Here is a 19,599-nt window from a genome sequence, read left to right as displayed (position 1 = left end):
AAACCCTTCAATCGATAGATATCCGCCATGCCCGATGTAATTTACCTCGATGATCTGCGCAAAACCTATCGCGATAGCCGCCTACGCCGGTACGAGGCGCTGCGGGGTATTTCCCTGCGGGTGGAGGAGGGCGAAGCCTTTGGCTTTGTCGGCCCCAACGGTGCCGGCAAGAGCACCACGATCAAGATATTGGCCGGCGTGACCCAGGCCAGCAGCGGCACCGCCCGCCTGTTGGGCCAGCCCGTCGATCGATTCCAAGCCCGCCTGGGCCTGGCCTATGTCCCGGAAAACCCTTATCTGTACGACTACCTGACCCCCTATGAAGTGGTGGCCATGGGGGTCAAGCTGCATAAGGTGCAGGTGCCCGATATGCGCCGCCATTGCCTGGAATGGCTGGACCGGTTCCGTATCGCCCATGTCGCCGACAAGCGTATCCGCCAATTCTCCAAGGGCATGGTGCAGCGTACCGCGCTGGCGCATGCGCTGGCCTGCCGGCCCAAGCTGTTGATCCTGGATGAGCCGCTATCCGGACTGGACCCGATCGGCCGCCGGGAAACGGTCGATGTGCTATACGAATACCATCGCGGCGGGGGCACGCTATTTTTCTCGTCCCATGTACTGCACGACGTGGAGCGCCTGGCCGACCGTTTCGGCTTGATCCACAAGGGTTTGCTCAAGACGGTGCAAACGCCGGGCGAGCTGTTGAATGCCCACGGTACGATCTCGGTATTGTTCCAAGGCGAAGCGCAAATCCCCGGCGCCGTGCGGCTGGATCGCGATCTGTGGAGCGTGGAAACCAATCAGGCCGAACTATGGCCCCTGCTGGAGCAGCTGAAAACGGCCCAGGTGGTGTTGAAGGAAGTGAAGCCGACAATGAGCTTGGAAAAGGCCTTCTTGTCCTACACCCAGGACGAGGCCGCCCATGGCGCTGCCTGAGTTCACGGCAAATCACCGGCCTGGCTGGGAACGGCTGGCATGAATCCTCCCCCATTGCTGGAAAATGCCTTTGTTGGCGCCAGTTTCAACTCCCTATTCCATACCCCGGCATTCTTCAATCTGCACGCGACCGCCGAGTCGGCCTATTTCGAGTGGGCGCCCGACCGCGCCGTGGTAGCCAATATCCACTTCACTTCGCATGGCGAAGGCTTGTGGCGGAGCCCTGCGCGGGGAACCTATGCCGGCTATGCGGTGGAACCCGGCCTGCGGCTGCGCCAGTTCGCCGAATTCCATACGGCGGTGCAAGCGCGCCTGGCCGAACGGGGTGCACGCCGGCTGGAAGTCTTGCCGGCGCCGATGGCACACGATCCGGTCGCTTTCTCCAACCAGTTCCAGATCCTGCGCAGCAGTGGTTTCGAGATCAGTACCAGCGACCTGAATTACACCTTGGCGGTGGATGCCACGCCGCTGGGCGAACGCATGAGCTACGGCAATCTGAAACGATTGCGCAAATGCACGCGCGAAGGGCTGCTGGCTGAGCCTTTGCCTATCAGCGAGCTGCCCGCCGTCTACGAGACCATCGCGGCCAACCGTGCCAGCAAGGGCCACACGGTGTCCATGACGCTGTCGCAGTTGGAAACCATGGCCGCGCAGCTACCGGACGCCATCCAGTTGTTCGGCTGCCGCGACGGCGAGCAACTGGCTGCCGCCGGGCTATGTCTGCGGCTGAATCCCCAGGTGCTCTATGTGTTCTATTGGGGTGACCGGCCCGGCTATGAGCAATTCAGCCCGGTCGTGGCCGTTGCCGATGCCATTTACCGTTTCGCCCAGGAACAAGGTATTGCGCTGCTCGACGCCGGCACCTCGACGGTCGATCGCGATATCAACCATGGGCTGATTGAATTCAAACGCGCGCTGGGCTTCACCGAGTCGCTGAAACTGCGCATGACAAAGGTTCTGCCATGAGCCGTGATATCCACGACTACACCGTTCAATATCAATCCCTCCCGTTCGAAGCCATCCAGGCCGGGTTTCGGCGTCGCCGCGTACTGGCGGAAATCGCCCGCGTTCAGCCGCGCCATCTCCTGGAAGTGGGCTGCGGGCTGGCGCCGTTGTTCACCGACTTGCCGGATACGGCGGTGACCGTGATCGAACCGGCGCCTGCCTTCGCCGAGCATGCCAGGCAACTGGCCGGCGGGCGGACGGATGTGCGCGTAATGGAAGGTTATCTGGAAAGCGTGGCTCCGCCTGGCGACAAGGTGGACATGATCATCCTCAGCAGCCTGCTGCACGAGGTGGAAGATCCGCAGGCGCTGCTGGCCGCCGTGCGGCGCCATTGCGACGGCGATACGCTGGTGCACGTTAATGTGCCCAATGCCTTGTCCTTGCATCGCCTCTTGGCGGTGGCAATGGGTTTGATGGATGCGCCGGGCGCCATTTCCGCCACCCAGCGTACGATGCAGCAGCGCGCCACCTATGATACGACCAGCCTCGCGGCCGAACTGGAAAGCGCCGGCTTCGAGGTGGTGGCGCGTGGCAGTCTGTTTATCAAGCCCTTTACCCACGGGCAGATGCAGCAACTGGTCGATAGCGGCTTTATGACCGATGCCATGCTGGAAGGCCTGGACAAACTGGTCGAGCAATTGCCCGAGCAAGGTTCGGAAATCTATATCAACGCGAGGTTGCGCCATGGCTGATGCGGTACTGCTGGGCAATAACCTTGCCATGCTGGTTGCCGCCGGGGAGTTGGCCCGGCGCGGTCGCGCGGTGACGCTGTTGACCGATGGCAAGGGAATGGGCGGGATCTTCGCCGGACTACGCTTGGCTGAACACAGCTTCGATATGGGCATGGTGTTGCTGGAAAAGCATACCCCTGCCCAACCTAGCCAGGATCCACGCGACTATCGCGCCACGGTCCGCAACGATTGCGCACGCTTCGGCTCTTTGGTCAGCCGCTATATGGAAAGCCACCTGTCCTTGGTGGAGACTCCGACGCCGGAAGCCTTGCTGGACGGGCGCCGCTGGCCCGATTACCTGATCGCCAACCGTTTGGAAGCCTTCGCGGTGGCCGGCCAAGCCAATGGCACGCCGGCTGCCCATATGGGGCGGGACGAGCCGCTGCACGCCGCCAACAAGGTGGGCGGGAGTGCTTTCGATCACGCCAGCTACGCCGAAGCCGCTGCCATCAACCATGGTGAAGCGTTGCACCGGCATTATTTCGAACCGTTTATCCGCAAGCTCCTGGGGGTAGGCTCGGAAGCAATCCTAGCCCGCTTCCACCGGGTGGGTTGGGCGCCGCTCTACTACCCGGAAACGCTGTTGGCCGCCTGCGAAGGACGGCACACCGGATTGCCGGAATACCGCCTTTGGACCACCTCGGCTGGCTTCGTTGGTCAACTGGTCGGCGATCTACTGGCCGAGCTGGCGCAAAGCCCACATGTCACCTTGGTCAAAGCGCCGATCGAATCGCTGCGCCACGAGGCGGATGGCTGGCACATCGCCACGGCCGATGGGCAATGGCAGGCCGCGCGGCTGGCCTTGGGCCTACCTAACGAAAGAGTCCACCAATTGCTGGGGCTGCCGCCGATCACACCGCCGGATTCGGCTTCGATCGGCCTACTGTTCTGCTTGGTACGAGCCGATGCCATCGCTCACGCGACCGGCTGCCTGATGGTGGTGGACGAGGTATTCGCCAGTTACCGGCTATGCGACCAGGACGCCCTGGCGGGATTGTCGCCGGACTGGCACCGGGTGGTGATCGAGGCCAATAGCGAGCACATAGCCATGCGCTATCCTGAAGAGGCTGCCGAGGCGGTCATGCTGCGGGAAGTGTGCGACTTGCTGGGTATCGATGATCGAGACGCAGTCCAGTCCGTTAAATACATCAATGCCCGCAACGCCTTGGTGCTGCCCACCCCAGGCAATCTGACCCACGCCGCCGAGAGTAGCGGCCTACTGCACTCAGCCACGCCGCATACCCGCTTGAGCGGTAATCTGCTGGGCTATGGGGTCGCATCGATTAACGATCAGATCGTGCAGGGTCTAGGAATCGTAGAGGAGTTTGTATGAGTGAGCGTTTACAGGAACTGGACCGGATCGCGGTCGATTACCACCTCAACCATGATGTGCCCGATAAGTTTATCGAGAATCTCTGTCAGGAGTATTGCTGCGACTGGCTGGAAACGCTGATCGGCCCCAATGACTCAGTACTGGAATTAGGCTATGGGGACGGCATCACCCTGCAACGGCTGGCCGACAAGCCAAAGCAATATACCGTGGTGGAAGGTGCGGCCAAACTGGTGCAGCTGATTCGGGAAAAGCATCCCGGCGTGGAAGCTATCCATACCTTGTTCGAGGATTACCAGCCGACCGAGCCCTACGATAAAGTGCTCGCCCTGCACGTGCTTGAACATGTCGACGACCCGGTGGCACTGGCCCGCCGCATGCACGGTTGGTTGAAGCCCGGCGGCGAACTGGTGATCGTGGTACCCAACAGCGAGTCCTTGCATCGCCAGCTGGCTGTGCTGATGGGGTTGCAACCCACCCTGGATACCTTAAGCCCGCGCGACCATGTGGTTGGTCATCAGCGTGTCTATGACTTGCCCACCTTGGCTACCCATTTGCGCGAAAGTGGCTTCGAACCGATCAGCGAACGGGGCTTTTTCGTGAAGTCTTTGCCGAATGGGATGATGTTGGATTATTCACCGGCTTTGATTCAGGCTATGAATCAGCTGAGCGATAAGCTGCCTGCTCATCTATTGGCGAATTTGGCCGTCGTGGCGCGCAAGGTTTAAGGAAGTTCAGCGCACTGGCCTAAGGTAATCCGTCCGGACCTGGACGGATTGTCGAACGACAACGAATATTCCGGCGGTAATCCATGCAAAAGCCTGACCCCATTCCTTTTCTCAATCTGCAGGACATGCATCAAGCGCTCTTGCCCGAATTTCAGCGGCAGCTTGAATCGGTCGTGCAGAATTCACAGCTTATTCTCGGCCCTCGCGTCGGCGAATTCGAGAAGGCATTCGCCGAATACTGTGGCGCCAAGCATTGCATAGGGGTAGGTAACGGCCTGGAAGCCTTGCATCTGGTACTGCGAGGCTGGGGGGTAGGAGAGGGGGACGAGGTGATCGTCCCTTCCAATACCTATATCGCGACTTGGCTGGCCGTCACCTATTGCGGTGCCACGCCAGTGCCGGTGGAACCGAGGCAGGACAGCTGCAACTTGGATCCCAGCCTGCTGGAAGCCGCCATTACACCGCGCACCCGCGCAGTGATCGCGGTACATTTGTACGGTCGCGCGGCGGAAATGGATGCCATTGTCGCTGTCTGCCGGAAGCACGGCCTGACGCTGCTGGAAGACGCAGCTCAAGCCCATGGTGCTTCCCTTGACGGGCGTCGGGCCGGCAATCTGGGCGATGCCGCCGGATTCAGTTTCTATCCCGGCAAGAACTTGGGTGCGCTGGGCGATGGCGGTGCGGTAACGACCAATGACGATGCGCTGGCTGAACGGCTGCGACTGCTGCGCAATTACGGTTCCGCCAAGAAATACGAAAATCTGGTGACCGGCTTCAATAGCCGGCTTGATGAATTGCAAGCGGCTTTCCTGCTCTGCAAACTGCCGCTTCTGGATGGATGGAATGCGGCGCGAAGCGCCATCGCCCAGCGTTACAACCAAGGTCTGGCTGGAATAGCGGACTTGAGCCGTCCGCCCCTCGGTGCCGAAGGGGAATCGGTCTGGCATCTGTATACCGTGCGTAGCCCGCAGCGCGACGCACTCCAGGCACACTTGGCCCAGGATGGTATTTCGACCCTGGTGCACTATCCCATTCCACCTCATTTGCAGCCTGCATACGCCGATCTGGGCAAACGCAGCGGCGACTATCCCATAGCCGAGGCAATCCACCGCGAGACACTCAGTCTACCTCTCTATCCGCAATTGTCGCTGACCGACGTGGATCGGGTCTGCGCCAGTATTCGCAGCTTTTTTGATGGGCAGGCCTAAGGGCCGTCCGTGTAACCTACCAAACGTAGAGAAATATATGGATAAACTACAACCCACGGTAATCATACTGTCCGGCGCAGGCAGTGGCGATGCCATCAATGGCATGATGACTTCGCTAGCGGTGTTGATTGGCGAACAAGGCGTGCGTACCGAATATTTCGATGTCAGCAAATGGCAAGTAGAGGATATCGAGCGGTTCTCGCGCGCCATTGAAAGCGGAACGATTTTATTCGCACTGACCTATCTTGGCGTGGGCCAGGATTTCAGTGCGGCAGGGCCTGATAATCAACCGATCAATATTTGGGAACACTTCAATATCCCGTTGATCAAGTTGCATGGCGATTCGCCCGCTTACTTCCTGGATAGACACGCCGATTTTCCGGCAAATTCGGTCAATCTATATGTCAGTGAGGAATTCACGGCATTCCACCGTTGGATGCTACCCAATAGCAAGGCTATTTCAGCATGCTGCGATCCCTGGCTGGTGGCCGATGTAGCGCGCGAGCAAGTAGATTTCCAGCGCAAGAAGCAAGGTAAACTGATCTATATCAAGAACGGCGGCTCCGTCGATGAGCTGACCAGGATGTGGCGGGAAAAGCTGGCGCCCAGGATGGCTGAACAGCTACTGGAACTCGCGGAGTTTTGTAAGCCTGCTGCCCTAAGTGCGCAAACCTTCCCGTCGCATGAAATCGTTGCCAACTACCTGGCCGACCAGAAAATCGATATCCGTGGCATGAAGGATATTGTACGATTGTACGTCGCACAGCTCGACGATTATATGCGGCGGATCAAGTCGACCATGATAGCCAAGGCACTGCTACCCTTCCCTGTGTTGATCCAAGGCGCCAACTGGGACCATCTTGATATGAGCAATGCCCAGGCGCGCATTGTGGAGACGGTGGATTTCCACGCCTGTAACACCGTGATCCAGGACGCGCTGGGCATTATCGACATGTCGCCGAATGTGAATAACTCCTGCCACGAGCGCATGATGCGGGCCGCCGGCCTTTATACATTTGGCCTGACCAATAAATCCAACTGGCTGGAAGGGGTGATGCCTGCGCTGAATGAGCGAGCATTCGACTTCAGCGAGGAGAGTATCCAGGCATCGGTCAGCCAAGCGCTGGCCGATCCCGAAGCCTGTATCGATTTGGGCCGCCGGTTTGGCGATGCCTATCGACAGCGTTATCAGCCGGCCGAGTTTTTCAATCACTTGGTCCGTCTGTCCGAATATGCCAGGCTGATTCATGCCAAGGAAAAACCGGAACTGCAATCGTTCTACGCTTGGTAAAGCCTAATCCGCCCTACCAAGTACCCGAATGGGTGCTGGTCGGGCGGATTCTATTTTACCAGTGCGGCAAGGTATTCCTCGTATTTACGATAGTAGTCCGATTCATCATAAAGTGCGGATGCTAATACCAAGCACACCGAACCGGCATCGAAATTAATCTCGGATGCCCAGATCATCGGCGGGATGTGCAAGCCTTGCCATGGGCGATTCATATGGATGATTTTCTTATTGGAGCCGTCATCGACCGCTACGTCGAAACTGCCGGACAAGCAAACCAGGAACTGATGTAGGGTTTTATGGGCGTGCGCACCACGGTCCGAGGCCGTGGGTACGTCATATAAATAAAAGACACGCTTAATATCGAACGGGATTTGATTGTTCGACTCAATAAACGTGAGATTCCCTCGTGGGTCATGGATTTTTGGCAGCTCAATGATTTGGCAAAGATCTATCGACATGTTAATTCCTTACCTTGCTAGTGTGGTGTACCTGAAACAGCATTAATTAATAACTTTGCCTGCACGAGCAATGGCCTCAAGGATTGAATCTGCGCTTTTGCGCCATACAAAGGGCTTCGGGTTGGTGTTGTGGATGTCCAAGTAGTGGCGGATTGACTGCTCTAGATCGGCGACGCTGCTGTGGGCACTACGCTTGATCCACTTCTCACTGATTTGTGAGAAAAAACGCTCCACAAGGTTGAGCCAGGAGGCCGAAGTTGGCGTGAAGTGCAGATGGTAGCGTGGCCTGCTGGCGAACCAGGCACGCACCTTCTCCGTCTTGTGCGTCCCGTAATTGTCCATGATCAGGTGGATATCCAGGTCTGCCGGTACGCTTGCGTCGATGGTATTGAGGAACTGCAGAAATTCGACGCTCCGGTGGCGACGTTTGAGTTGGCCAATGACCTTGCCAGTGGCCACATCCAGAGCTGCGAACAGCGAAGTCGTCCCGTGCCGCTTGTAATCGTGTGTCCGGGTTTCTGCTTTGCCGAACGTAAGCGGAAGTGAAGGCTGCGTTCTATCCAGTGCCTGAATCTGGCTCTTCTCATCCACGCAGAGCACCAAGGCACGATCCGGCGGGGCGAGGTACAAGCCCACCACATCGCGGACCTTATCGACAAAATTCGGATCGGTGGAAAACTTGAACGTCTCCAGCCGATGGGGCTTGAGCCCGAACGCGTGCCAAATGCGCTGCACTGTGGACGCCGACACGCCTGTTGCCTTGCTCATCGTGCGCACGCTCCAGTGCGTCGCGTCAGTAGGCTTACTGTTCCGGACACGATCAATCACCGCCTGAACGTGTTCGTCTAGCACCGTGCGAGGCCGCCCCGACCTCGGTGCATCGGTCAGCCCTGCCAGACCATACGACTCGTACCGACGACGCCACCTTGAGACGGTCTGCGCAGTGGTATCCAGCCGCTTCGCGATCTCTTTGCCTCCTTCGCCGTCAGCACAACTGAGCACAATCTGAATTCGTAGCTTCTCATCGGCCGGCGCCTTGCGCAGCGCCAAACGTGCATTCAGCTCTCTGCGCTGCTCTTCGGATAGTTCCAGCTTCTTGATCGGGCGGCCCGTTCTGGTCATCGTCATAGTCTCCATGAGCTATTGAACTACGACAATTATACCAAATATTTAATTAATTCTACTTTTGAGACACCACACTAGCTGCTGATGCAAAATTGAAAGGGGAGGCCGCTGTATTAAGGCACGCCTATTCATCCCGTTAGCATACTTCAAATTGCTGCAAGCTATCAAACCCTCATGAGTAGCATGTGCATCCACCATGTTAGGTGATCAGCTAGCGCTTTGAGTTGCCTAGTTATTTTTTTCGACAAGTGGCGTGATAAAAATGCCGAACGGCATTTAACCCTCGGAGGGTTTCCGGGCCCGCGTAGTATGGCCTTCGCGTGTCGGTCTTGCCGCCGTGGTTGGTCTGGTACGTTTAGGCTCAGCCATAAAAAAAGCGCGTCGAATGGCTCGACGCGCTTTTTTGCCACCGACTACCGTCAAGCCGCGACAGCCAACGCTGTCTTCATCTTCTGCAGCGCCTTCACCTCGATCTGCCGAATTCGCTCGGCGGAAACGCCGAATTCATCCGCCAGCTCATGCAAGGTCGCGCCGCTGTCGTCGCTCAGCCAGCGCGCTTCGACAATCCGGCGGCTGCGATCATCCAGCGACCCTAGCGCCGCATGCAGATCCTCGCCTTGCAGCCGATCGGTCGCACGCCGTTCCAGCACCGCTACCGGCTCATTGTCGTTATCGGCCAGCCAGTCGATCGGAGCATAGCTCTCGTCATCGCCATCGTCCGCCACCAGCGCCACATCGTGGCCGGTCATGCGGGTTTCCATCTCCAGCACTTCCTCGCGCTTGACGCCCAGATCGTCGGCGATCTGCTGCGCCTCCTTATGGGTAAGCGCGTTCAGGCTGCTCTTCATGCTGCGCAGGTTGAAGAACAGTTTGCGCTGCGCCTTGGTGGTGGCGATACGCACCAGTCGCCAGTTGCGCAGGATGTATTCGTGGATCTCGGCGCGGACCCAATGGACCGCGAACGAGTAGAGCCGCACGCCGCGCGCGGGCTCGAAGCGCTTTACCGCCTTCATCAGGCCGATATTGCCTTCTTGTATCAAGTCGGCCTGCGGCAGGCCGTAACCGGCGTAGCCTCGGGCGATGGAGGCCACCACCCGTAGATGCGACATCACCAGTTTTCCGGCGGCTTCCAGATCGTTGTGCTCATGCAGGCGCGTGGCCAGCGAGGTTTCTTCCTCCTGCGTCAGCATCGGGATAGCACTGATTTGCTGGATATACCGATCCAGGCTGTCGCCCGAGGAAAGTACCGGCAGGGTCATCGTGGTCATCGTGGTATTGCTCCTATGCGCCGTTAACTTACTCGGCGCGCTGATATTAGCACTCTCATGAGAGGAGTGCCAATCAGTAGGGAAAGTTCCGGTATAAATGCATGGGGACATGGCTCATACGCGCAAGCGCGAGGCCGGGTGTAGGTGCGCAGGGGGCCTAGCAAGCTAGGCCCCCTGCTATCGACCAAGCGGACTTGGCTTACATCGAACGATTTACGGCAAATATCGTCTTGTGCAGCTCATGCGCGGGCATGGACTGTTCCAACTGCACGGCATCCATCGGCGCGAAAGCTGCCATGGCGTTGACCAGGCCGGATAGCTGTTGATCGACCGAAGCGGATCGAATGGTGGAAACGCTAGGTGGACGCTGCATGGCTGCCGGCGTGGCCGCCAACTTCGCTTGAATCGCGCTGTCGTTCCAGTCGGTGTTGTCGCTGAAGCGGAACTGCTCGATCCTGTAGGCCGCAGGGTTGCCGGCATCGAAATAGTTTTCCACGGTAAGTTGGTCGTTATTTCCATACTTGATGACGAGGTGGCTGTCGATCTTCTGCACGGCGGTGACGTCGGTGGATTTCACATCCGTGAACTGCACCGTATCGTTCCCCGCATTATCCAGCAGACGATCCACGCCTGCGCCCTTCGCGAACACATAGGTATCGCTTCCCGCACCGCCTTGGAGCTGATCGTTGCCATTGTCTCCAGCAAGCGTGTCGTTACCGCCATTGCCGACCAATACATCCTGGTCCAAGCCGCCAGTCAGCAGATCGTCGCCCTTGCCGCCGTTGATGGTGTCGTTGCCGGCTTCGCCGTTGACTTGAATGCCAGCGGCGACAGGTTGGGAGAAGGTATCGTTGGCCGCGCCGAGCTTGAGACCCATTTCCTTTAGCAGGGTAGTCAAGCTGGCTTGCGAGCCATCGGCGAATTGCACCAATGACAATGCGGTATCGCCATTCCACACCACTTGGCGCGGGAAGAAATCGATCACATTGATTTGATCGCCCTGGCCGAAGTTCAGCAATAGCGAACGGCCATCGGCGCTGATATCCAGACGCAAGTCGCTGCGATTGAGATCGGTCAGGCGCAGCACATTTCGCGCGCCATCTTGGGTATAACGGTCATTGATGATGTCGGACCCATCTCCGCGAGCGAAAACATAGGTATCGTCGCCGATTCCGCCTGTCAGGAAATCGCTGCCGATGCCACCGACCAGCGTGTCATTGCCACCGTCGCCGAACAGATTGTCATTGCCGGCGCCGCCTTCAATACGGTCATTGCCTTCGCTGGCGCTTATCTGGTCGTTGCCGATGCCACCTTCCAAGGTATCGTTGCCGATATGACCGACAATCGAATCATCGCCTTCTTCGCCAAGGACCCGTATGGCCACGCCCACGGTTTGGCTAAAGCTGTTATTGCCTTGGCCCAGCCGCAGCCCTGCCTCGGCCAGCAGCGCAGTCAAAGCGATCTGGCTGCCATCGGCGAACTGGATGGCGGATAGACCGGTATCGCCGCCCCATATCCGTTGACGGGCAAAGAGGTCGATCACATTGATCTGGTCGCCTGCGCCGAGGTTCAGCAACAAGGATTGACCATCGGCAGCCACTTCCAGGCGTAGATCGCTTCGGTTGTGATCGGTCAGGCGCAGGACATTCGATGCGCCGGTTTGGACGTAGCGATCGTTGATGATGTCGGCGCCATCGCCACGGGCAAACAGATAGGTGTCGTCGCCGTAGCCGCCACTCAGGAAGTCGCTGCCCGTGCCGCCGACCAGTATGTCGTTTCCTGTACTACCTTCGAGTCTATCGTCGCCTGCTTCGCCGTAGAGCCGTGCCGCCAGGTTGCTGGGTAAGGCGAATTGGTTGTTGGCATTACCCAGCTGGATACCAGTGTCTTGCAACAGAGTCTGCAGGCTGACTTGGGTCCCGTCGGCAAACTGGATTGCGGAAAAGCCGGTATAGCTGCCCCAGTGTATCCGTCGATTGAAATAATCGATGAGGGTGACTTGGTCGCCATGGCCAAAGTCGAGTACCAGTGAACTCAGCCCACCCTCTTCGCTGATACGCATGCTCAGCTCGGCGCGATCGAGTTGCTGCAATCGCAGGATATTGGCTCCGCCCGCCTGTGCACTAATATGATCGATCCGGTCCGCACCATCTCCGCGAGCGAAGATGTAGGTATTGTTCCCCATGCCGCCATACAGATAGTCGTTACCTACCCCGCCTATCAGTGTGTCGTCGCCGTCGCCGGCATTGAACTGATCGTTGCCAAGACCGCCTTCCAGCTGGTCGTTACCTACCCCGCCTATCAGTGTGTCGTCGCCGTCGCCGGCATTGAACTGATCGTTGCCAAGACCGCCTTCCAGCTGGTCGTTGCCGGCGTTGCCGGTAATTGAGTCGTCGCCTCCCTCACCCTTGATCCGGACCGCGGACCCTGGAGCGTGGATATAACGATCACCGTTTTCGCTCAGCTTGAGGCCAAATTCCGCCAGCAACGTAGGCAGACTGGCTTCGCTGCCATCGGCAAAACGGACACCCGAGAGACCGGTGTAGCCGCCTTTCCCCCAGGCACCGAGGCGATTGAAGTAGTCGATAAGGGTGACTTGGTCGCCTTGGCCAAAGTCGAGTTTCAGCGAACTTAGTCCACCTTCATCATCAAGGCGCAGGCTAAGGTCACCTCGGTTGAGCTGCTGCAAATGCAGGACATTGGCTGCGCTGCCCTGGGTGCTAATGTGATCGATCCGATCCGCGCCATCTCCACGAGCGAAGATGTAGCTATTGTTCCCCTGGCCGCCGTACAGATGGTCGTTACCGGCCCCGCCTATCAAGGTGTCGTCACCGTCGCCGGCATTGAATTGGTCGTTGCCTAGACCGCCTTCCAATTGGTCGTTGCCAGCGTTGCCGGTAATCGAATCGTCGCCGCCTTCACCCTTGATCCGGACACCGAACACAGAGGTGTGGATATATTGATCATTGCCTTCGCTCAGCGTGAGGCCCAACTCTGCCAGCAAAGTAGGCAGACCGGCTTCGCTGCCATTGGCGAAACGTATAGCCGAGAGGCCGGTGTAGCGATCTTTCGCCCAAGCACCCAGGCGATTGAAGTAGTCGATGATGGTAACTTGGTCGCCCTGTCCGAAGTCGAGCACGAGCGAGCGCACTTCGCCTTCCATGATGTACCGGAGACCTAACTCGCTACGATTGATATCCTGCAGTTGCAGGACGTTCGCGCCCGCCGATTCTCCCTGTAGATTATCTACTTTGTCGGCGCCATCGCCACGGGCGTACTGGAAGGTGTTGGTACCCAAGCCACCAAGCAGATGGTCATTGCCGACACCACCGATCAAGGTGTCGTCACCATCGCCACCGTTGATTTGGTCGTTTCCTACGGAGCCCTTCAGGGTATCGTCACCTGCATGGCCGCTAAGGGAATCATCGCCGGATCCACCATCGACCTTGATCGCGCCGGAAACCGGCTGGATGAGTCGATCACTGGACTCGCCCAGCGTGAGGCCCATCTCCTTCAACAACGTAGGCAGGGTGGTTTCGCTACCGTCTGCAAATCGAATCGCAGATAGGCCGGTATCACCACGCCAGATGGATTCACGTGTGAAGAAGTCGATCATGGTAATCCGATCGCCTTGGCCGAATTCCAGTACCAGCGAGCCCAGTTGCTCGTCTGCCGCGAAGCGCAGGCTGATGAGGTCCTGGCGATTGAGATCGCGTAATTGCAGGATATTCGATGCGCCGACTTGTACGTTCCTGTCGTCAACTATGTCCGCGCCATCACCGCGTCCGTACAGATAGATATCATCGCCCAGATTGCCATGCAGATAGTCGGCACCCGTGCCCCCGATCAAAGTGTCGTTGCCCTCACCGCCATTGAATTGGTCGTCGCCCAGGCCACCAATGAGTTCATCGTCGCCGGCATCGCCGGCTAGCGAGTCATCGCCCGTTTCGCCCAATAGCTTATCGTTGCCCCAACTACCGAAAAGTTGGTCGTTGCCAAGACCGCCATCCACGATATCGTTGCCTTCGTCGCCAGACAACGAATCATTGCCGATATCGCCAATCAGGTTGTCGTCGCCATGGCCGCCAAAAAGCGTGTCATCGCCCACTTCGCCGAGAAGCTTGTCGTTCCCTTCCTCCCCGTAGAGCTCGTCATTGCCAACGCCTCCATGCAAGACATCATTGCCGCGACCACCAGCAAGCTTGTCGTTGTTCAGGCCGCCAGACAGCCCGTCGTCACCGTCGCGACCGTTCAGCTCATCTGCGGCGACTCCGCCAAAGAGAAAGTCGTTGCCGGTGCTGCCAATGAGTGAATCGCCAAAAAAGTCGCCATTGCTGACCAAAAAGCTATTGGGCCTTAGGTTGGGCGCGAGTAGCCAAGCACCCCTATTTTCTTTTTCATGGGCAAAGACGAAATCGAACTGGCTCGGCATGGCGTCGACCACCGGCTGTCCCTGCTTGGTGACCAAATCATACAGATTGAATTTGTCTGCTAATTGCATGACTACGGACCGGTAATCCCAGCCCGTGGTTTGCAATGGTATTGAAGATGCCGTTCCCGTGAACGAAAGCAGGTCTAGCAAGGTTTCTTTAGGTGCCTGGGTTGCTTGCTGCATAAGCTGAGCTTCCAGTCCACTGAAGTCATATGCAATGCCTTGCTCGCTTATCGTCAGTACAATGGTGTCTTGCCAGGTGGCCAAACGTGTTTGCGTGGTTAGTGCCTCGAAGACGGAATTGGACAATTCCCGATATGACTCGATCAAGGACTTTAGGTCTTCTTCCCTAAACTGGACCTCAATGGCGGGGCGAGCCGCCACAGCGCCGCCACCACCACTACCACCACCGCCAGTCGAGGTGACCCTGCGCGCTCCGGTTTCAACCTGGCTGGTAGCCACGGTAGCGACATCGACGCCATTGAAATGCTCGAGCACGCCGAGCTTTCGCATGATCCAGCTATAGTCCGAAACGGTTGTGGTAGCCCACACGTCATAACCATTGTGCGTGCCATAGCTGAGGACGGCAGCGTTGGGTGCGCCGGGGTTTACCCTGCTGGCAACTTCGCCGTACTCACCAGGATGGACATTTGAACCATCGGTTTGGGCCCACGCTTCCAGTATGGCCGGCAATAATGCCTGCTGGGACGAACGGGTGTTGGCTGAAGTGAATTGCTGGACCAGATTCAGTAGCGTTGCGGATTGAGTCATCGCCTCGCGCAAGCTGCGTAATCCACCGGATCCCTGCAAGTCTGGTAGCGTTGCCGTTTCTGGACTGACGGTCAGCTTGTTGGGTCGGGACTGGTGAAAGTAGTCCGCACCCAGATTTAGTGCCTGAGTAATGCCCTTGCTGCCATCGGACTTGGTATATTCGCCTGCATACAGCACGGTATTGCCATTGCGCCCACTGGCGTTCACGTAAGTACCAGTCGTGGCTATTTCGGTAACACCCAATTGTTCAAGGCTAAATAGCTCTTTGTTGCTTGAAACGCCATTTTGGTCCAGGTCACGCCAAATTTGCAGCTCGCGCCAAGCGGTATCGCCGGCATCAAGTTGGCCATTTTGGTTGCTGTCGAGTGCACGTACTGCTTCGAAGCTGTCTCGCGCGGCTTCATCATTGGCCAAGCGGGTCGCGTCGCCAAATAACTCACGCCCATTGTCGATGCTGCCGTTTTTATTGACGTCGCGTACCAGCCAGCCGTCATCGGAAGCGAGCCAGCCAGTGCCGAATTTAACTCCATTGCCGGTGTGGTCAAATAGCACGGTGCCGTTGGCCGCGGTGGTTTCTACGCCGTCTCCATCTAGGTCGAGAGCGAACGGGTCGCGGCGGGGGAGAAGAGCCTTGTTGAAAAGCAATCCAACGCTGTCATTAATTTGACTGCCATAACCCATTGTTTTTGTTTTGTTAATGAATTGATTCAGCAAGTAGCCAGCTGATAATCCAAAGGATGCTCTAGTGCCGATATTTTGCCATCTTGCGACATGTATTGGATCAAGCTGGGAGCTGACAAAGTAATTAATAATTTTGGCAACTATTCCGGGCTTGTTTTTCAAGGTATGAACAACAAAATTCACGCCGCGGATAGGTACTGCTTCTGCGGCCAGGTACACGCCGGCCAAGACCGAGACTATAGTAACGGCAGTAGCTTGCGACACTGCTTGTATCGCTGCCAATTCATCGCCGCGATCTAAGGCATCAATTAAGTTGTCGATATTTTGGGTAATGGCCTCTTGATCCGCAGTGGTAAGTATATTTTGAGGTGTTGGAAGCTTTCCTCCAAACACGTCACCATAAAAAGCCCCCACTTCTTCGGATATTGAGCTCGTAAAAGTTTGCAGATCTTGACTTGACACTGTTAAATCTCGTTTCTAGTAAAAAAGTGGAGGACAGCTGAAGTTGTAAAAAACCAGGCCCAAGAAAATGCATAGCAGGCCGCATTTAACTTGAGTAAAAGTAAATTCCCCCCACCCAGAGACGTGGCCCAGCTGTTTATCGGGGTGCATGCAAGATTTGCACTTTCTCCTTGGTAGAGAGTGCATTGCAAAAGCACTATAATGAATACGGCAGTAAAAACTAGCGGTGTTATTAGGTCTTGATAAATGTCACTGGCTTTGAATTGAAATTCACGGGTCATTAAAGCTAGTAAAATATTCCTAATGCTGAATAATATATATATACTTGAGAAATAAAAAAACCAGGCCCTGGGGGAGGCGCAGTCTAGGTCGTTAGAAAGTGCGGCTATGGCGGATAGTATGGGTTTTGGAAAAATACTAAAAGCAATTAATATTGAAACGTCGACGAAGAGTGCGAATAATTTCCCCATGATTATGAAGATGTCCGCACTGCGTCCGCAGAGTCGACTTGATTTACACGAAAATAAGGGCTGTGACTGAATCCGAAACTACTGTTATTTTTTATTTCCATTGGGCGTGCGTATCGTTGCAAAATTGATTAATGCCAAACCGCTAGAAAGACGCGCTGTTCTTACGTGCACACTGATGTTTTTTCTCAAATACATCCGTTGGAACGTGCGGGACTAGGCTTAGCCTGGCGCAGTGTTTCGCGATCACGAAGGGCGATATTATACGCTAAATTAGTTTAAAGTCAAAGACTTTTAACACTTCCGACCTGTCCTCATAGACAGGTGTGGGATTGCTGTAACCGGTAAGCAGCCAACGTCCTTGCTACTTCCGCAATTTACTGAGATCAGACTGCAATGGATCGGCAGCGAAGTGCTGCTTCCATTGTCTAGGTGTCAATTGGCCGACCTCGGCCGCAGCATGCTGCACCTATCCGTTGTAGGACATCGACCAAGTAGTCGTAGGGATCGATCTGGTGCAAGCGGCAGGTGGTAATCAGGCATCGCAGAATGCCCATGTGGCGGGTACCCATTTCCGTCCAACAAAATAGCCAGGATTTACGACCCATCGGAATGGCACGTAGCGCACGTTCGAGGTGATTGGTATCGATCGGCATATCGGGATTGGTCAGATAACCGTCCAAGCCCATCGTCGCTCTCGCGCATAGCCAAGGACTGGGTCAGGGGATTTTTGGGCAGCAAGCCTTCTCGTTCGAACTGATCATTTTCTCGCTACCGCTTGTTTCCGGGCCGTAGGCTTCGTGCCTTCCTCTACCTCCCGGAAGCGACCGCCAACGAATTTCCCGAGAGTCTTTTTGCCATTTAGTTCACGGATCATAAAACCAGGCTTGTCCTCACATCCGAAATACAGCGGTGTATCTTTTTCTCGGCTAATTTTTACACCAGCGCGAACTAAGGAGATCTTGCCTCGCTGCATGGCAGCTTGCCCCGCTTCGATGTTAGCAAGCCGGACATTCTCCGGCGGCTTAACGACCTGGACGGTGACGGAGCCGAACGAGACACTCGTCGGCGTCCCATTTGTCTCGACCCATTTGCCCCCTTCCATGGGGGCTTTGGCATCCTTTGCTCCGGCTTTCATAGTGACCTCTCCTGAAAAATTTCGAGCCGAAATATCCGATGTTCACCTACGGAGCCAGTTTTGATGCGAGCGTCGGTACCAGCAACTGGCCTCAACATTGTGTGCAGGTAAGCCTGGATAGGACTTTGGAATTGCTCTCCGAGTTTCAGTGCGGACCAAGATTGGTTTCAGTTTGTCCAGAGGCCTGTACCTTCCGGGTCCAGACGCTACCGCGTCCTTTATTGTTTCCGCTCTTCCATCGGCAACGCCTCGATCTTGCCCAACAACCACTGCAATCCCGCCAAGTGCTGCTGATCATGGCTGCACAAATAGTGCACCAGGCTACGCAGGGTCAACGCGCCGTAGCCTTCAAAGTAGGCGGTGCGGTCGAATTGCTCCTCGTTCAGGCCCCGTAGTAGCGCGAGTGTCTGCACGCGAGCCTGGCGAAAGGCTTCAAATGCGGCATCGGCATCCGAAGCACCATAGTCACGTTCCTTCACCAAGGCATCGGTATCGATGGATGCAAGCGTGGGATGGTCTTCCGCGAGCGTGCGACGCAAGCGAACATGGTAGCCGTCGATTTCGATATCGCGCACGTGGCAGACCTGCTCGATGGCGGTCAAAGCTTCGCTAGGCACGCCATCCCAGCTGGGCGGGGCCCAATGTTTGAAGGCGGCCGGACTGGCGGCATAGTGGGCTTCCAGTTGATGAGGGAAGGCGGCGAGGGAGTCTAGTGTGATGGCGTTCATAAAGTAGATACGTAACACGGAATGTTTGTATCTGCCAGTCACTCATGACTGCTGGCTCTCCGGCGCTCGAAAATAGCGCTTGGCATCATTTGGACGCGAAGGAAGATGCTCCCTACTTTTATTATTCCTATTAAAGGAATTATAAATTGAAAAATATGGATATTCTTATTATTTCATGCGTGCGGCAAAGTGGCGTCACTCGCAACGCATTGTGCAAAGCGAGCAGTCTCTTTGAAGGAATACGCCATGAGCCGCATCAGCATCCCCACCGTCGAACAATCCTTGGACGCCAGCAAACCCCTCCTGGCCGCCGTGCAACAACAGCTAGGCATGGTGCCCAATCTGATGAAGTTGGTGGGGCATAGTCCCGCCGCCCTGGAGGGCTATCTGTCGCTGAACGCCGCACTTGCCAAGGGCAAACTCGATGCGGCACTGCGCGAGCGCATCGCGCTGACGGTGGCCGAATTCAATGGCTGCGAATACTGCCTATCCGCCCATACCTACCTGGGCCTGCATGTCGCCAAGCTAAGCCAGGCGGAAATCGATGCCGCCCGTGAGCATGGCAGCAGCGATGCCAGGCAGGCTGCCGCGCTGCGCTTTGCCTATCGCGTCGCGGCTGACCACGGTCGGGTAAGCGATACGGACCTTGCCGCGCTGCGCGCTGCCGGCTTCGACGAAGCGGACACGATCGAGATCGTGCTGGTGGTCGCCCTGAATATCCTCACCAACTACGTCAACAACGTGGCGCAAACGACGGTGGATTTCCCCCGGCTTGCAGCCCGGTCGCCGGCTTGATCCATAGCGGCCTGTCCCGCAGGGCTGGGCCCTTCGTCCTCCACC

At 56.7% G+C, this 19,599-nt stretch carries 14 protein-coding genes and 1 pseudogene; 8 read left to right on the top strand and 7 right to left on the bottom strand.

Annotation, left to right across the window (positions count from 1 at the left end; translation table 11 throughout):
- Positions 1-27 precede the first annotated feature (27 nt).
- The 7 genes from FNU76_RS07790 to FNU76_RS07760 all read left to right on the top strand — a co-directional run bounded on the left by FNU76_RS07790 (position 28) and on the right by FNU76_RS07760 (position 7,229).
- Positions 28-936 (top strand): ABC transporter ATP-binding protein, encoded by a 909-nt coding sequence (locus FNU76_RS07790; RefSeq protein WP_144277668.1) that lies wholly within the window; start codon positions 28-30, stop codon positions 934-936.
- 39 nt (positions 937-975) lie between these two features.
- Positions 976-1,902 carry a GNAT family N-acetyltransferase gene (locus tag FNU76_RS07785; RefSeq protein WP_144277667.1) on the top strand — a complete coding sequence of 309 codons (927 nt, stop codon included), beginning with the start codon at positions 976-978 and terminating at the stop codon, positions 1,900-1,902.
- The gene (locus tag FNU76_RS07780) at positions 1,899-2,633 is read left to right on the top strand and encodes a class I SAM-dependent methyltransferase (RefSeq protein ID WP_144277666.1); all 735 of its coding nucleotides are present in this window, start codon (positions 1,899-1,901) and stop codon (positions 2,631-2,633) included. Before FNU76_RS07785 ends, FNU76_RS07780 begins: the two co-directional genes overlap by 4 nt.
- On the top strand, positions 2,626-4,005 hold the full coding sequence (locus FNU76_RS07775) for a hypothetical protein (protein WP_144277665.1): 1,380 nt from the start codon (positions 2,626-2,628) through the stop codon (positions 4,003-4,005). Before FNU76_RS07780 ends, FNU76_RS07775 begins: the two co-directional genes overlap by 8 nt.
- Positions 4,002-4,730, top strand: coding sequence for a class I SAM-dependent methyltransferase (locus FNU76_RS07770; protein WP_144277664.1), 729 nt, complete (start codon positions 4,002-4,004; stop codon positions 4,728-4,730). Before FNU76_RS07775 ends, FNU76_RS07770 begins: the two co-directional genes overlap by 4 nt.
- An 83-nt stretch (positions 4,731-4,813) precedes the next feature.
- Entirely contained in the window at positions 4,814-5,938 is a 1,125-nt protein-coding gene (locus FNU76_RS07765) for a DegT/DnrJ/EryC1/StrS family aminotransferase (RefSeq protein ID WP_144277663.1), read from the top strand.
- A 37-nt stretch (positions 5,939-5,975) separates the two neighbouring features.
- On the top strand, positions 5,976-7,229 hold the full coding sequence (locus tag FNU76_RS07760) for a hypothetical protein (RefSeq protein WP_144277662.1): 1,254 nt from the start codon (positions 5,976-5,978) through the stop codon (positions 7,227-7,229).
- 50 nt (positions 7,230-7,279) lie between these two features.
- Here FNU76_RS07760 and FNU76_RS07755 read toward each other — a convergent pair whose 3' ends face one another.
- The 7 genes and pseudogenes from FNU76_RS07755 to FNU76_RS07725 form a co-directional block, all read right to left on the bottom strand.
- Complete coding sequence (locus FNU76_RS07755) at positions 7,280-7,687, bottom strand: sugar 3,4-ketoisomerase (protein ID WP_144277661.1); 408 nt, start codon at positions 7,685-7,687, stop codon at positions 7,280-7,282.
- 42 nt (positions 7,688-7,729) lie between these two features.
- Complete coding sequence (locus FNU76_RS07750) at positions 7,730-8,809, bottom strand: IS630 family transposase (RefSeq protein WP_144280546.1); 1,080 nt, start codon at positions 8,807-8,809, stop codon at positions 7,730-7,732.
- A gap of 422 nt (positions 8,810-9,231) precedes the next feature.
- Positions 9,232-10,080: an RNA polymerase sigma factor RpoH gene (rpoH, locus tag FNU76_RS07745; protein ID WP_144277660.1), complete on the bottom strand. Its 849-nt coding sequence runs from the start codon at positions 10,078-10,080 to the stop codon at positions 9,232-9,234.
- Positions 10,081-10,279: 199 nt separating this feature from the next.
- Positions 10,280-16,426, bottom strand: coding sequence for a calcium-binding protein (locus tag FNU76_RS24860; protein WP_144277659.1), 6,147 nt, complete (start codon positions 16,424-16,426; stop codon positions 10,280-10,282).
- Positions 16,427-17,257: 831 nt separating this feature from the next.
- A pseudogene (locus FNU76_RS07735) lies at positions 17,258-17,652 on the bottom strand (IS66 family transposase); the annotation flags it as partial.
- Between the two features lies 1 nt (position 17,653).
- Positions 17,654-18,031, bottom strand: a complete 378-nt coding sequence (locus FNU76_RS07730; protein WP_144277657.1) for a hypothetical protein — start codon at positions 18,029-18,031, stop codon at positions 17,654-17,656.
- A 218-nt stretch (positions 18,032-18,249) separates the two neighbouring features.
- Entirely contained in the window at positions 18,250-18,759 is a 510-nt protein-coding gene (locus FNU76_RS07725) for a DinB family protein (protein WP_144277656.1), read from the bottom strand.
- A 246-nt stretch (positions 18,760-19,005) separates the two neighbouring features.
- On the opposite strand from FNU76_RS07725, the gene FNU76_RS07720 reads away from it, so the two are divergent.
- On the top strand, positions 19,006-19,554 hold the full coding sequence (locus FNU76_RS07720; protein ID WP_144277655.1) for a carboxymuconolactone decarboxylase family protein: 549 nt from the start codon (positions 19,006-19,008) through the stop codon (positions 19,552-19,554).
- The last annotated feature ends 45 nt before the right edge of the window (positions 19,555-19,599 follow it).

Source organism: Chitinimonas arctica (assembly GCF_007431345.1).
Lineage (GTDB): Bacteria > Pseudomonadota > Gammaproteobacteria > Burkholderiales > Chitinimonadaceae > Chitinimonas > Chitinimonas arctica.
The sequence above is the reverse complement of the archived record's forward strand: the minus strand, read 5'-3'. Positions and strand labels throughout refer to the sequence as shown.

Excerpts from the sequence above, each read along its gene's own strand:
- FNU76_RS07720 (WP_144277655.1), top strand. The coding sequence starts at position 19,006 with ATGAGCCGCATCAGCATCCCCACCGTCGAACAATCCTTGGACGCCAGC.
- FNU76_RS07725 (WP_144277656.1), bottom strand. The coding sequence starts at position 18,759 with ATGAACGCCATCACACTAGACTCCCTCGCCGCCTTCCCTCATCAACTG.
- FNU76_RS07780 (WP_144277666.1), top strand. The coding sequence starts at position 1,899 with ATGAGCCGTGATATCCACGACTACACCGTTCAATATCAATCCCTCCCG.
- FNU76_RS07750 (WP_144280546.1), bottom strand. The coding sequence starts at position 8,809 with ATGACCAGAACGGGCCGCCCGATCAAGAAGCTGGAACTATCCGAAGAG.
- FNU76_RS07765 (WP_144277663.1), top strand. The coding sequence starts at position 4,814 with ATGCAAAAGCCTGACCCCATTCCTTTTCTCAATCTGCAGGACATGCAT.
- FNU76_RS07770 (WP_144277664.1), top strand. The coding sequence starts at position 4,002 with ATGAGTGAGCGTTTACAGGAACTGGACCGGATCGCGGTCGATTACCAC.
- FNU76_RS07730 (WP_144277657.1), bottom strand. The coding sequence starts at position 18,031 with ATGAAAGCCGGAGCAAAGGATGCCAAAGCCCCCATGGAAGGGGGCAAA.
- FNU76_RS07760 (WP_144277662.1), top strand. The coding sequence starts at position 5,976 with ATGGATAAACTACAACCCACGGTAATCATACTGTCCGGCGCAGGCAGT.
- FNU76_RS07790 (WP_144277668.1), top strand. The coding sequence starts at position 28 with ATGCCCGATGTAATTTACCTCGATGATCTGCGCAAAACCTATCGCGAT.
- FNU76_RS07775 (WP_144277665.1), top strand. The coding sequence starts at position 2,626 with ATGGCTGATGCGGTACTGCTGGGCAATAACCTTGCCATGCTGGTTGCC.
- FNU76_RS07755 (WP_144277661.1), bottom strand. The coding sequence starts at position 7,687 with ATGTCGATAGATCTTTGCCAAATCATTGAGCTGCCAAAAATCCATGAC.
- FNU76_RS07785 (WP_144277667.1), top strand. The coding sequence starts at position 976 with ATGAATCCTCCCCCATTGCTGGAAAATGCCTTTGTTGGCGCCAGTTTC.
- rpoH (WP_144277660.1), bottom strand. The coding sequence starts at position 10,080 with ATGACCACGATGACCCTGCCGGTACTTTCCTCGGGCGACAGCCTGGAT.